This window comes from Paenibacillus ginsengarvi, from assembly GCF_003626695.1.
GTDB lineage: Bacteria > Bacillota > Bacilli > Paenibacillales > NBRC-103111 > Paenibacillus_AB > Paenibacillus_AB ginsengarvi.
The window spans coordinates 1-13,358 of sequence record NZ_RBAH01000041.1 but is presented as its reverse complement, the minus strand read 5'-3'; the positions used below and the strand labels follow the sequence as shown (position 1 = coordinate 13,358).

Genomic DNA, 13,358 nt, shown 5'->3' with positions numbered 1-13,358 from the left:
ATGGGTACGATAGCTCAGTCGTTACACAAAGGCAGCCGGACAATATGTTCGGCTGCCTTCGTTGCGCACAGTCTGATTGATGTGTGATGCTCTAACGTAAGGTGGATATCCAATACTAACTCCTTATTTGTCAAATAGTTTGTATAGCGAGGTTGATTCTTGATTCTGACCGCAGCCTTTTAAAGTAAGCTCGGTATACTTATGTCCGAGTAATTCTCCATTTGATTTATTCAATTCTGAACAATCCATTACCCTAATATCAGTAGCGCCGAATTTATCGCGGGAGTTATCAAGGGTATATCTGAAAATTCCATCGTTATATGAAACCAACTGAATGATAGGGTCACCTTCGAAGGTGTATCTGGTAATCCGTATCCAATCGCCAACGTTTTTTTGTATATTATTAAGAAAATCACTTATTTGTACCTCATTGTAGGCCTTGGACATGGAGAGATAAACGACATCCCCATTCAGAATAGCCAAGTCTTCGGGATAGTTTTGGGGCAGTTTTGCACGCGGGTCGTTTATTGAGATCGTCCTTTCTGGGTCATCGAGATACTTAACTTTAGATTGTAATGCCTCGCCGATTATTCTGACCGGAACATAAGCAGATCCATTATAGTTCAACATAGGATGATCGGCATCCAGTGCTGCAGGGCTCCCGTTTATGATAAGTTTTGCGGGGAACTGAACAACTTCTAACAAGTTGGAGGCATCGATTCGATTAACCGAAAATATAAGGGCGCCAACAAGGATGCCTAGTATAAATTTCCTCAAACTATCACTCCGTTCTAAATATTATTCTCATGAATTTATCCTTACAATATTTATTTTACCTTCAACCCTTATAGAAAAAAAAGGGAAAAATGGCTGGTGGTTTATTCCGACTCGAAACGGCATTTATACATGAATCATTGCTCAACTAATCAGGCTGACGCGATGATGATCGGTAGCTATTCGATAGACCCTCCCTTCAAAAAAATGAGATATATAAAGATAAACAAAGATCTCATTTTCTGAAAACTCCATATTCAGGCATGGTAGGCGAATGTATGTTTCTATTCAGAAAGCAAACGTGAGTTTTTAAGGTTTGTCAATTTATTAATAGTATAATAACATAGCTTCACACTAACCAATTATTGTAAAACTAGGAGGGGGCATACTATGAAGTTATCTGGGAAGCGTTTGAACGAGCAAAAAAACCTGGAAGCATTACGCTAACTACGATATTGTGGGACTGCCACAAGGGCAGCTCTCTATGATGCGCGTTATAGTAACAAGCGAGATACATATTTCTTAAGGACGATGACTATATGGATAAGCTAATTAAAGCGCTTGAGGAACAATATGGAATAAAGGCTAATGATGTAAAAAGAATACAGTACGGTCTTTGGGAGGAAAGTTTCTGTATTCTGGCTGGATCAAAAAAGTGGTATGCAAAAAGATTTTGGTATAAGGAACGAGTAGAAAAAAGATATGACCGAATGATACGGGGGCTTGAGCTAAGTCAATCGTTACGGGAATACGATTTTCCTGCTCCCCTTCTTATTAAAACAAGACAAGGCAAGTTGCTAGCGCATGTTGAAAATGAGACTTATCAGGTCAATGAATGGATAAGTGGCCATACATATCACCCTGGACAATTACCAGAACGTGAAGCCTTTTATATGGGGCAGCTTTTAGGAAAGTTCCATCGGAATTGGATGATAACAACTGAGAAACCCAAAAATAATTTTCATTTTCCATCGGATGCTAAAAATAAATGGTGAAGTGGCTGCCTTGGTGGATTGGACTGATGGAGCAGGAACCGAGGGTTACATAGGAGAAGATTTATTGTGTTGTTTACATTTGTCGGCATTAGATTTAAACGGGATTTTTTCCTTTTGTAAAGGTTATCATTCCATAAATCCTTTGCCAAAAGAGGAATGGAAAGCAATTGCGGCTGAACTCTGTTATGGCTTTGTATCAAGTCCAAACTTCTTAGGTGGATGGTTTGAAAAGTATAACAGACGCATGGAACACTGGGAAAAAATTGCTACGGTGTGGCATAAGAGGGTTCCCATTCGATTCAAAGAGTGGAAAGAAATTGAGAATGTTCTATTATCATTTTGACTTCATTTAAGAAGCCGTCTCCCTGCTCTTCATCATTGAAGTAACGGGCAGACGTGCTTAATAGTCACTCTAATGATTATTTTGCCGAGGTGACTTAAAAATCTTCCTAAGGAAAGGTGATTTCGATTTGAATATCTTGTTTGCTTTCGCCGACGACTGGGGACGCTATGCCAGCATTTATGCCGAGCACGAAGGACCTGATTCTATCAATAAGCTTATCTCCACTCCGAGTTTCGATCGGATCGCCCGAGAAGGCGCGCTCTTTATGAATGCTTCCGTTCCGGCGCCGAGCTGCACACCTTGCCGCAGTTCCTTGCTGTCCGGCCAATATTTTTGGCAGACTGGTCTCGGCGCCATTCTGCTCGGGGCCGTCTGGGACGAAACGATTCCGACTTATCCGCTTGAGCTGGAGAAAAACGGCTACCACATCGGCCACACTTACAAAGTGTGGTCTCCCGGAAAAACCGCCAATGCTCCGTATGGCGGGAAGCGAACCGCGTATGTAACGGGTGGCGCCAACTTCGGCAAGTTTTCTCACCATGTCACCAAGCGCGCGCAGGAGATCGGGATAGAAGCAGCCAAGCGAGAGCTTCTAGACGAAGTTCGAATGAACTTTGACTCTTTCATGGAATCCCGGCCGGAGGGAAAGCCATTTTGCTATTGGTGGGGTCCGACCAATACCCATCGTACGTGGGAGCAGGGTTCCGGCAAGGCGCTATGGGGGCTGAATCCAGACGATCTCATGGGCCGGCTGCCCGCATTTTTGCCGGACGTTCCGGAGGTTCGAGAGGATGTTTGCGATTATTTGGGCGAATGCCAAGCGATGGATACCGGACTAGGCATTATTCTGCAGCGGCTGGAGGAGTTAGGCGAGCTCGACGAGACGCTGATCGTCGTGAGCGGGGACCACGGGATTCCTGGAATGCCGCGAGGCAAATGCAATCTGTACAATATCGGCTGCGAGGTCGCACTTGCTATGCGTTGGCCGGGTCATATCCAGCCGGGACGGATCATCGACGACTTCGTGAACCTGATGGATCTGGCACCGACCTTTCTGGAGGCGGCGGGGATGCCGATCCCAGAATCGATGACGGGATGCAGTCTGCTACCGGTTTTGCTGAGCGAGATAAGCGGTCAGGTGGACCCGGGGCGCACCTTTGTCGTAACCGGCCGGGAGAGGCATGTCAGCTCCGCTCGCAAAGGCGAGTTGCCTTATCCGCAGCGGGCCATTCGGACTGAGGAATATCTGTACATCATCAATTTTGAGCCGGACCGCTGGCCAATGGGCGCTCCCCGCGGCTTGGACAATCCGAATACCGTGCCTCCCTCCTACGAGGACTTGCATTGGAAAACCGGAGTCGCCTACGCCGATATGGATGCTAGCCCAACTAAAGCATGGATGATTCATCACCGAAATGAAGAGGAGATCAAGCCGCTGTTCCGTTTGGGCTTCGGTAAACGCCCGTATGAGGAACTGTACGATTTGCGGAAGGATCCTTTTTATATGGAGAATGTGGCTGACAGGCCGGAATATTCGGACATCAAGAAGAAGCTGAACGTGGAGCTGATGGAGGTGCTGCACAAGCAGCAGGACCCGCGGGTAACGGAGAACCCATGTCGATTCGAACATGCGCCATATGCCGGGCCGCTGCAAGCGTTTCAAAGATGAACAATAATGATGCCGTGTACAAAGTTCAAGAGGCTGCTTTCCATAAACTCAAAGAATTTGGCGAAGATATTCAACTGCCGCCAAGGAAAAAAGGAGACTTGATTAAAGGAACGACTAAAATCTTGGTAAGAATTAAGAAAAGCTTGCCAGCAGGTCATTCCTTTGAAGAGTTTAAAGAGAAATTAAAAAAGATGAGACTCGATGTGTATGATACCTACGAAGGTGATAAAGGCGCTGACTTTGATAACTGGCTTGAAAATGAGTGGTCTTCGATATCGACAAGATAGGCTAGGATCCATAACACAGATTAAGGGGTGGTAGTTTGAAAAAGCATAAGCTTATATCATTTGACGAGTTGTTGAAGGAATTACAAGGCCAGAAAACGATTGAAGAAGATCCGAATCATATTTCTTTAGAAAAGTTGTTTAGTGAATCGTTCATGAGTAAGCACTCCAGTTTTAAGAGCTTTGGAGAGTTTTTAGATAAAGGCAATTTTCAAGCAAAGACACATGAGGATGTCAATAATATTTCCGGCGAACTTTTTGACCGGCATGTGGTGAGGGAGACGGATTTTTCCAATTGGGAATCCATGCTGGCTACAGCGACAAAGGAATATGCCGGTAAATAATGAGCAAAGTTCTGAGTACTCCCATAAGACAAGAAGCCTGCTTCGTGGCAGGCTTCGTACGTTTTCAAACTTAGATTGATAAATACTATTCCTTGTTTTCTCCTGAATAAGTGTTATAATTACGTTATCATATAACTGAGACCTAGATTCACATATTACAAAAGGTGTTCATTTGTGCGATGAAACCTTTGCAATGTGTGAATTTTAATTTTTTTGTTAACAATAAAGTTGCATGTTAATTTATGAATTCTGGAGCGACGTTTTCGTGCACTTCAGTGCGATCGTCAGTGACGGCTTCAAATCGCTGGACGAAGGACAACGCGTTGAATTTAACATAGTGCAAGGTAACCGCGGTCCACAAGCTGAAAACGTTGTGATGTTGTAAGAGAAATCAAGAACAGCTGCCCTTCATTCATTGAGTTGAGGGTGGCTGTTCTATTTCTTAACGGGGCCGGATAACCGGCATAAGAGATTAAGTAAGTTATTGGCAAAGAATAAGAGGGGGTGAAATTTATGGTTGAATTCGAAGATTGGAATCTAAAAGTGAAAAAAACCTTTAATGCCACAAGTAACGAGGTTGTTTTAACAGTTACAGAAGCAGGGAGTTTGTTAGGTTATTCTAAAGATCAAATGAAATCTTATGTAGACAAAAGCACACTAACCAAGGTTCCGATCATGAGAAGTGTTCACAGGTACCTGTTATTGAAAAGTGAAATTGATGAGATATTAAAAAATTCATAGGTGGTTCAACAAAGGGGTCTTTTAATGAGTGAACAAAGTTTTAAGGACTATAAATTAAGTGAAGATATTATCCGTGCCTTGGATAGCTTGGGGTACGAGAAGCCAACGGAAGTTCAAAGCAGGGTGATCCCCTCCGCGCTTGAGAAGAAGGATATGACCGTCAAGTCTCATACGGGAAGCGGTAAAACCGCAGCTTATGGAATTCCGATTTGTGAAATGGTGGAGTGGGAAGAGAATCGGCCTCAGGCCTTGATTCTAACGCCAACGCGTGAGCTTGCAGATCAGGTCAATCAGGACATCATGAATATTGGAAGATATAAGCGAATCAAGGCAACCGCTATTTACGGAAAGCAGCCTTTTGCCAGGCAGAGGGTGCAGTTGACGCACAAAAATCATGTTGTCATAGGTACGCCGGGACGAGTAATGGATCATATCGAGAAACAAACCATTGACCTGGAGCAAGTAAGGTTTCTTGTGATAGATGAAGCCGATGAGATGCTAAGCATGGGATTTATTGAGCAGGTGGAGAGGATTATCCGCGAGTTGCCTAAGGATAGAATGACCATGCTGTTCTCTGCGACGCTGCCCAAGGATGTTGAGAATTTATGCCATCGGTATATGAAGCATCCGCTGGATATTGAGATGAAGACAGGTAGAACGACAAGCCAAATTGAACATTCCCTTTATATCGTGAAGGACGACAACAAGCTAAACTTGCTCAGGGACGTCACTATGGTCGAGAATCCGGACAGCTGTATCATATTTTGCCGAACGCAAGTTAGGGTCGATGTTGTGTTTAAGGAATTAGACAAGCTGGGATATCCCTGTGACAGAATCCATGGGGGGATGGAGCAGGATAATCGCCTTCAAGTGATGAATGAGTTCAAACGAGGGGAATTCCGCTATCTGATTGCGACGGATGTAGCCGCAAGAGGGATTGATATAGACAACATCAGTCATGTGATCAACTATGACCTTCCTTTAGAGAATGAAAGCTATGTGCATCGGACCGGCAGAACGGGACGGGCTGGCAATACGGGGAAAGCGATCTCCTTCGCTACGCCGAATGAAGAGAAATTCGTTATCAACATTGAAAGATATATCGGGTTTGAAATCCCCAATAAAAATAGTCCTTCAAAGGAAGCAGCGGCACATGCTAAAGCCTCTTTTGAAGCGAAGTTGAGGATTCAACCTGCTGTCAAAAAGGACAGGAGCTCCCGAGTGGATCAAGAGATCCTGAAGCTATATTTTAACGGTGGGAAGAAAAAAAAGATCAGAGCAGTAGACTTTGTCGGCACCATTGCCAAAATCGAAGGTGTATCGGCGGATGATATAGGGATTATCACCATTGAGGACAATCTTTCCTATGTGGATATTCTCAACGGCAAAGGCCGCCTGGTACTCAATAAAATGAAGGATACAACGATCAAAGGGAAGCTGCTGAAGGTCCATGAAGCGAACAAGAAATAGGATGCAAGTTACCAGAAAACATAAAAAATTCTTGCCAGAAGAAAAATGTTTGATGTGAATGATACGCTGAACCATATCACATATATGTGGTAAAGCGTAGAAGGTTGATTCAACTAACGGTTACGATAGTACAATCATTTGATGACTGCAGGCGGCCAATGGTCGGCTGCAGTTGCTCGTTAAAGTAAACGGAGAGTTTAACCGCTCCATCTTTCCAGCTTCAAAGATGATATAGTATAAGGCAAAATGATTGTAGAATTTGGATGGGAGCAATGATAGCATGGTGCGGAGACAATATGCGCTGCACACGGAATTTGCAATCGACAAGCTGTATACGTTCCACTATTACGAGCTCGCCAAGAGCTTCTATACACACGGGGAAAATCATGATTTCTGGGAGCTTGTTTATGTGGACAAAGGGGAACTCGAAATATTCGTCGACGGCGGACAGTTTCTACAGAAGCAGGGGGATATCGCCTTCTATGCGCCGAATCGATTTCACGTGGGAAAAGCGAGGAGCGCGGTAAACCTGATGATCGTTTCGTTCGAATCCGAGGCGCCGTTCATGTCTTTTTTCGAGTACAAGGCGTTCCGGCTGGAGCAGGAGGAGCGCAGCATTTTGGCCGAGCTGCTAAAGGAAGCGCTCGAAGCATTCGATACTCCGATCGATACGTTGCTTTACCCGTATCTTAGCAAGAAAAAGCAATCGCTGTTCGGCTGCGAGCATTTGATCAAAAATTATTTGGAGATATTATTGATCAAGCTTCTCCGCCGATGTGGCCCGCAGAACGGGGCGGGCGGCGCTCCCCCATTGCCGGTCATCCCTCCGGAGAATAAAAAGGCGGATCTTTTGGAACAAATCATTTATTATATGAAAAGCCGTCTATGCTCCTCGCTGACGATCGAGCAAATTTGCCTCGATTGTCTTATCGGGAAAACCCAGTTGAAGGCTTTGTTTCAAAAATTGACGGGGCTCGGCGTCATGCAATATTTCAATGATCTCAAAATCGAAGAAGCGAAAGTGATGATTCGCGAAGAACGATATAACTTTACGGAAATCGCCGAACGTCTCGGCTTCAGCAGCATTCATTATTTTTCCTCTTGTTTCAAGAAGACGACTAACATGACCCCAACGGAATACGCTCGAAACGTGAGGGCCAGAATGCTCTTCACAAATCGAACTAAGAACTAAACGTTCCTTATCGATAATAATAACCGGAGCTGCCTTCGAGGCGAACTCCGGATTCTGAAATATTATACCTGGATAGCGCCGAAGCCCTTCCACGTTCCTGGAGCTCCAGCCGCCACACAAACCCAGCCCATGTAGCCGCCAGCTGCAGGGGTGACGTTATTTACATAATCACCCGCGTTATAAGTTCCGCTAGTCGGCGGGGCTGAACCATTCCTTATCTGTTTAGCGACAGCGCCTTGATCATATGTAATCGATTGATTGTAAATGTCGGTCAAAATTCCTTTGTAAATATACAGGGCGGCAGCGGTTTGCAGATTGTGATCCAATCTCTCGTTTGACTCGAGCACCAGGTTTCCTTGTGTATTGGAGTAATTGAAAGCAATACCGGACGGGATGCTATAGCTCTTGTTCTTCAGTTTCACATTCCCGTGAATAGCAGGCCGGTTAGCTTCGACGTATCCAACCTGAAACATCCGGATTAAAGTATAAGGGCTTGCTACGGAACGGACATTGAATACGTTATCATTAAACTGCACGTCTTCGAACGCCACAGGCGTATCCACCATATAGATTAGCCTGTCGGTGTAAAGCTGCGCGATGTCGAATGTATTTCCCTTAAACTCAACATATTTGAAACTCTGATGCTTGATAGGTTGGGAATACAGCTTGACTGCCTCTTTAACTGTTCCGGTAAAGGAGTTGTCATTGATAAAAACCCGGTTATAGACGACGCTGCCCGTATAACCCGCTCCGCCTTGCGTGTTGTAAAGCTCGATAAAGGCATAGTTCTGTGCATTTAACTTGAAATGATTCGACGTGATATGCACCCGGTCGACAACTACGTTTGCGCCTGCAATATAGTGAGTAAGAATGCCGTAATGATCTCCCGTAACCGTAATCGAGTTGTTGTGAATATTCACGGTATTTACGTTGCAATTTGAAATTTCAAACCATAAGCGGATGCCTTGCCGCGATATAAACGTGTTGTTGGCAATCGAGACCGATTCTATCGAAGGAACGGCATTGTTATCGTTTACAATGTATAACGGGGCATCAAAATCTTTGACGAAATTGCCATCTACCGTAATTTCGGACCCATGTGTTTCCATGCATGTGTGGGATATGGGGGATCCGATAAACCTGTTATTTCGAACGCTCCAATTTTCGCCATTCATATAACAACACGTTCTATCGTATGTCGGACTCCCTGTCGATGCGTACTCGATGATACAGTCCTCAATAATTACATGTTTGGCCTTCATGGTAATTTGCCAAACACCTAATGTATCTTTTATTCTGATGCGTTTAAACTGTATATTCTGAATAACACCGGCATTAAACCCGTAAATCGAGACTCGGCGTTTCCCTATGGTTCCCGTTTGGGAAGTCATGGGATTGCCCGCAGTATGATCATCTATCGTAAAATCTTCAAAGGAAATATTATCACTTTTTAAGTTAAAGAGCATTTCGTAATCGCCGATCGACCCTATCTTTATTGTCGAACGACCTACAATATGGACCGGCCCGTTTAGATCGAATATACTACTGCCGTTAGACGAGTTAATCATGTAAGTATAATGATTGAGCAAGTCGACTGTAAGATTATTGGTGCAAGCGCATTTAAAAGCATTCTGCAATGAAAGTCTGTCATCGTTGATTCCGTCGCCTTTGGCCCCCCACCACTGGGGATAAACTACATCGACTTTCATGTTGCCGGCAACCGTACCGGAACCGCTAAAAATAGGGTACGCCCCCGCGGTAACAGGACCATTGATCGTTACCGTAACAGTGCTATCGATGCTAAATTTGGCACCGTTTACAAACCAAAGCGTGACATCTGACGGAAACGTAATATTCGAACTTAAACGGTAAGTTCCGGCTGGGCAAAGCACTACTCCTCCACCGATAGCTAACGCGGCATCAACAGCCATCTGAATGGACGCCGTATCATCCGTTATCCCATCTCCATTCGCGTCGAACCCTTTCACGTTTATGACCCCGTCGTTCATGACATCGACATTGAACGGGAATCGATGAACGGACCTTTTGTCGTAGACCGTTTCCGATACGGACGCATTCGTACCATAAACTTTGCCTATGGGACCGCCCAACAAACCTTCCGCTGCCAAAACCGCACCTGCTGCCCCTGCCGAGATCAGCAGTTTTCTTCTGCTAATAGCGGTTTGTCCGGCCTCGTTTTTTTGTTGTTCCATTCTCAACGACTCCTCGTTTCACGATATTTGTTGTTTTGTAATCGCTCCGACAACGTTATCATTTTACTTGCTTTTTTGCTCATTCACGTATTTTACCGACTCCTCCTCCGCCTGGCGCAATACCGTGTTCAGATCGGCTTTGCCTTTGGTCAAAGTATCCGCATACTTTTCGTAAATAGACGCCAGTTTGATATCGTACGGTCCCATTGGAGCCGATGGAGCGAAATTATTGTAAAAAACCGCACCCCAATTTTTCCCTTTTGCACTCCCTGTTACGCTCGCTCCAAGCTGGCTTTTGACATCCTTGTCCTTTAATGATGGAATAATGCCTTGCCGCGCCATTTCAACCTGGTACTCGTTTGAAATGAAATACTTTAAAACTTCCATAGCCCCATCCTTGTTGCCTGCCATTTTTGTAATGCCCATGTAGATCGGATTAGCCTGCGTGCCGACACCGGGATTCTCTTTCAAGGTTGGCATGGCCGCCACGTCCCAATCAACGTCCTTCAAATAAGGGTCGGCAAGCTGCATTAAAGATGACAAGTAAAGGAACATGGCTAAATTCCCTTTGGAGAAATTGGATAGATTGGGGATATTTCCGCTTTTCTTGAAATGATCTTCATATACCGGCGAATGGAACGGTTCGATGAAATATTTTTGGTAAATCGTTTTCCATCGTTCGTCTTTGTTAATGATCGGCATGCCCGAGCCGGTCGATTCGGATATTGGGATGGACAAGGAGTTCAGCCTCAGCGTGAGACCTGAGTAATGGCTGTACCCGAAATAGTTTGTACCTTCGTCGACTCTACTCATCTTTATTGAAAGCCCTACCATATCGTCCCATGTCATGCCGTCTTTCGGATAAGGAACCCCGAATTTATTGAACAGTTCTTTGTTGTAGTACAGCACGAAATTATTATTTTGGACCGGAAGCATATAGGTTTTACCGCCGGAAGCCCGTTTGATCTCGTTAACCAGCATTGGTTCTAGAACGTTTAAATCGATATTATGCGCCTTGATCAAATCGGTCATGTCGTATTGAATTCCGTTCTCAAAAGCCTGGCTTTCGAAAAGACCGATTGCGTTAAAGAAAATATCGAAACGATCTCCCGCGGCAATCAAATCTTGCAAGGTGTTTCCCTTCGTCGCTTGTATGTATTTGAACGTCAGATTGGGAAATTTTTTTCTTAGTGGATCGCCATATCTGGAATTAATATCTTCAGGCGTCTCCATATTGTTGGCAAAGAAAACAAGTTCCATCGGTTCTTTTGACCAATCTTTCGCCGACTCGCCGCCAACCCCTTTATTTCCGATTTTGCTTGCTTCTTTGCTTGTACAAGCCGACGTTACCGATGCAATAATCATCAGCACAAAACATTGCTTCCAGACTTTCAACATGTCAGATCCCTCGCTTATTGGCTTCTAAATCCTCATTGAACTTCTCCTGAGAGTATTGATATAGTCGTATTGTGATCTTATAAACATTTAAAGCGATGTGTCCGAGCCGCGCGACTCGCTTTTATCATAGACGATTGCGGCTCAGTCGGTCTTTATGAAAATAGCCGATAAATTGCGGTTTTTGGTCGGAGGGACACACATATGGTCCGCAAACAATATCATCTGCACATGGAGTTTGCTATCGACAGACTGTACACATTCCACTATTACGAACTTTCCAGAAGCTTCTATGACAAGGGGGAAAAGCATGATTTTTGGGAGTTTGTTTATGTGGACAAAGGAGAGATGGAAGTGTTCACCGACTTCGGTCGGTTCCAATTAATGCAAGGGGATATCGTCTTTTACGCGCCGAATGTATACCACTGCGGGGGAGCCAAAAACGCTGTGAATCTGATCATCGTCTCTTTTGAGTCGAAATCGCCCTCCATGTTGTTTTTCGAAAATAGAGCGTTTCGGTTGGAAAAGGATGAGCGCTCCATCCTTACCGAGCTATTAAAAGAAGGCTTCGAAGCTTTCGATCCGCCGATCGATACACAATTTACTCCGTATCTCGGCAAAAAGGAACGATCGCCCTTCGGCTGCGAGCATCTGATAAAAAACTACCTCGAGATTTTTTTGATCAAATTGTTTCGCCGGCATAGCAGCCGTCACGGCATTGGAGGCAAACCCGATGTATCGATCATCCCTCACGATAAACGAAAGTTGGAGTTGATTGAAGAAATCACCGAATATATGAAAAGCCGCATTTCCACCCCGCTTACATTCGAGCAAATATGCAACCATTTTTTCATTGGCAAAACGCGGCTCAAATCTTTGTTTAAGGAAATGACGGGACTCGGCATCATGCAATATTTCACTTATCTCAAGATCGAAGAGGCGAAATCGATGATCCGCGAAGAGCGGTATAACTACACCGAAATCGCGGAGAGGCTCGGCTACAGCAGTATCCATTATTTCTCGTCCTGCTTCAAAAAAGCGACGGATATGACGCCGACGGAATACGCCCGCACCGTGCTGGCTAAGATTCACCACCATAAATCTGTTTTGTAGCTGAGGCATTGGTTACGACGTGAAATGGAATGACAAAAATGGCTGGGTGATCATCAAAAGACGGTAAACTGTTTGAGACATGCAAAAATTGCAGCTTGATCATAGTATCAGTCTTTATGCCTGACGTAAGAAGCAGATCGCCACGGCAACTGCTATTTTTTCAGTTGAAGTAACGGGAGGATAGTTGAGTAATCACTAAGACGAGGATGCCGGAACGATTCGTAGTTAGTATAAAGGAGAGAGGGAAACACAGATGAAACTTATTGATTTGAGCGTGCCGATCAGCCCGCGAATACGCGAGCCGCTGCCTGCCAAGATCGAATACGCAAGCCATGAAGACGGAGCGAGACAGGCCTCGGCGGTGCTGGGCCTTCAGCCGAACAACTTCCCGGAGAGCAAAGCATGGGCAACGGAGACAGTGACGCTGAATACCCACGCGGGTACGCGATATTAGGCATAGTAAGTTCATTTTTAAAAAAACGAATCCTAATGTATATGGTATTTGTCTGGTCCCTGCCTTATGGATTATATCTAACTGTCACATCAATACCGAGTTTATGGAACCTTTTTGGAGTAGTGCTAATTCTATATCTGATATCCGCTAAGCGGATGAACAAATCTGCTGCTCCTTAATCTGACCTTTTTCAGCAAACGGTCACGATACTTGAACGGTTGCTGCGGAGCAGCCGTTATTGCGTTATACCAGCTAATAGGCTGTCAATATTTAATTATTAATGAACGAAACGAAGGATGATATACTGGTAAAAGGGTACAACAAATAACCGTCCCACAGTATATGGGAAGGTTTTCCTCAATGTCTAAGGC

At 44.6% G+C, this 13,358-nt stretch carries 11 protein-coding genes and 3 pseudogenes; 11 read left to right on the top strand and 3 right to left on the bottom strand.

Annotated features, from left to right (window positions below; translation table 11 throughout):
• Positions 1-123: 123 nt before the first annotated feature.
• Positions 124-777 (bottom strand): DUF4362 domain-containing protein, encoded by a 654-nt coding sequence (locus tag D7M11_RS33585; RefSeq protein WP_120751648.1) that lies wholly within the window; start codon positions 775-777, stop codon positions 124-126.
• Positions 778-1,313: 536 nt separating this feature from the next.
• On the opposite strand from D7M11_RS33585, the gene D7M11_RS33580 reads away from it, so the two are divergent.
• The 9 genes and pseudogenes from D7M11_RS33580 to D7M11_RS33545 all read left to right on the top strand — a co-directional run bounded on the left by D7M11_RS33580 (position 1,314) and on the right by D7M11_RS33545 (position 7,812).
• Entirely contained in the window at positions 1,314-1,769 is a 456-nt protein-coding gene (locus tag D7M11_RS33580; RefSeq protein ID WP_120751647.1) for a protein kinase family protein, read from the top strand.
• Positions 1,750-2,112, top strand: a complete 363-nt coding sequence (locus D7M11_RS36215) for a hypothetical protein (protein ID WP_193556343.1) — start codon at positions 1,750-1,752, stop codon at positions 2,110-2,112. Before D7M11_RS33580 ends, D7M11_RS36215 begins: the two co-directional genes overlap by 20 nt.
• A 127-nt stretch (positions 2,113-2,239) precedes the next feature.
• Positions 2,240-3,781, top strand: coding sequence for a sulfatase family protein (locus D7M11_RS33575; protein ID WP_205127147.1), 1,542 nt, complete (start codon positions 2,240-2,242; stop codon positions 3,779-3,781).
• A 2-nt stretch (positions 3,782-3,783) separates the two neighbouring features.
• Positions 3,784-4,068: pseudogene (locus tag D7M11_RS33570) on the top strand (HEAT repeat domain-containing protein); the annotation flags it as partial.
• Between the two features lie 53 nt (positions 4,069-4,121).
• Positions 4,122-4,409 (top strand): hypothetical protein, encoded by a 288-nt coding sequence (locus D7M11_RS33565; protein WP_193556348.1) that lies wholly within the window; start codon positions 4,122-4,124, stop codon positions 4,407-4,409.
• A 256-nt stretch (positions 4,410-4,665) separates the two neighbouring features.
• Positions 4,666-4,794 (top strand): annotated as a pseudogene (locus D7M11_RS33560) (cold shock domain-containing protein); the annotation flags it as partial.
• 128 nt (positions 4,795-4,922) lie between these two features.
• Complete coding sequence (locus tag D7M11_RS33555; RefSeq protein ID WP_120751644.1) at positions 4,923-5,150, top strand: DNA-binding protein; 228 nt, start codon at positions 4,923-4,925, stop codon at positions 5,148-5,150.
• Positions 5,151-5,174: 24 nt separating this feature from the next.
• Positions 5,175-6,620 (top strand): DEAD/DEAH box helicase, encoded by a 1,446-nt coding sequence (locus tag D7M11_RS33550; RefSeq protein WP_120751643.1) that lies wholly within the window; start codon positions 5,175-5,177, stop codon positions 6,618-6,620.
• 280 nt (positions 6,621-6,900) lie between these two features.
• Positions 6,901-7,812, top strand: coding sequence for an AraC family transcriptional regulator (locus tag D7M11_RS33545; protein WP_120751642.1), 912 nt, complete (start codon positions 6,901-6,903; stop codon positions 7,810-7,812).
• Between the two features lie 62 nt (positions 7,813-7,874).
• Here the strand turns inward: D7M11_RS33545 and D7M11_RS33540 are convergent, their stop codons facing one another.
• Complete coding sequence (locus D7M11_RS33540) at positions 7,875-10,025, bottom strand: glycosyl hydrolase family 28-related protein (RefSeq protein WP_205127146.1); 2,151 nt, start codon at positions 10,023-10,025, stop codon at positions 7,875-7,877.
• Positions 10,026-10,088: 63 nt separating this feature from the next.
• Positions 10,089-11,423, bottom strand: a complete 1,335-nt coding sequence (locus tag D7M11_RS33535) for an ABC transporter substrate-binding protein (protein WP_120751641.1) — start codon at positions 11,421-11,423, stop codon at positions 10,089-10,091.
• Between the two features lie 201 nt (positions 11,424-11,624).
• Here D7M11_RS33535 and D7M11_RS33530 point away from each other — a divergent pair, with 201 nt between their 5' ends.
• Both D7M11_RS33530 and D7M11_RS33525 read left to right on the top strand, forming a co-directional pair.
• A complete protein-coding gene (locus D7M11_RS33530) occupies positions 11,625-12,533 on the top strand; it encodes an AraC family transcriptional regulator (RefSeq protein ID WP_120751640.1) in 909 nt (302 codons plus the stop codon).
• A 253-nt stretch (positions 12,534-12,786) separates the two neighbouring features.
• Positions 12,787-12,978, top strand: a pseudogene (locus tag D7M11_RS33525) (cyclase family protein); the annotation flags it as partial.
• Between the last annotated feature and the right edge of the window lie 380 nt (positions 12,979-13,358).

What these genes read in the sequence shown, in the direction of transcription:
- D7M11_RS33580 (WP_120751647.1), top strand. Translation starts at nt 1,314, where the DNA reads ATGGATAAGCTAATTAAAGCGCTTGAGGAACAATATGGAATAAAGGCT.
- D7M11_RS33545 (WP_120751642.1), top strand. Translation starts at nt 6,901, where the DNA reads ATGGTGCGGAGACAATATGCGCTGCACACGGAATTTGCAATCGACAAG.
- D7M11_RS33535 (WP_120751641.1), bottom strand. Translation starts at nt 11,423, where the DNA reads ATGTTGAAAGTCTGGAAGCAATGTTTTGTGCTGATGATTATTGCATCG.
- D7M11_RS33530 (WP_120751640.1), top strand. Translation starts at nt 11,625, where the DNA reads ATGGTCCGCAAACAATATCATCTGCACATGGAGTTTGCTATCGACAGA.
- D7M11_RS33540 (WP_205127146.1), bottom strand. Translation starts at nt 10,025, where the DNA reads ATGGAACAACAAAAAAACGAGGCCGGACAAACCGCTATTAGCAGAAGA.
- D7M11_RS33555 (WP_120751644.1), top strand. Translation starts at nt 4,923, where the DNA reads ATGGTTGAATTCGAAGATTGGAATCTAAAAGTGAAAAAAACCTTTAAT.
- D7M11_RS33550 (WP_120751643.1), top strand. Translation starts at nt 5,175, where the DNA reads ATGAGTGAACAAAGTTTTAAGGACTATAAATTAAGTGAAGATATTATC.
- D7M11_RS36215 (WP_193556343.1), top strand. Translation starts at nt 1,750, where the DNA reads ATGCTAAAAATAAATGGTGAAGTGGCTGCCTTGGTGGATTGGACTGAT.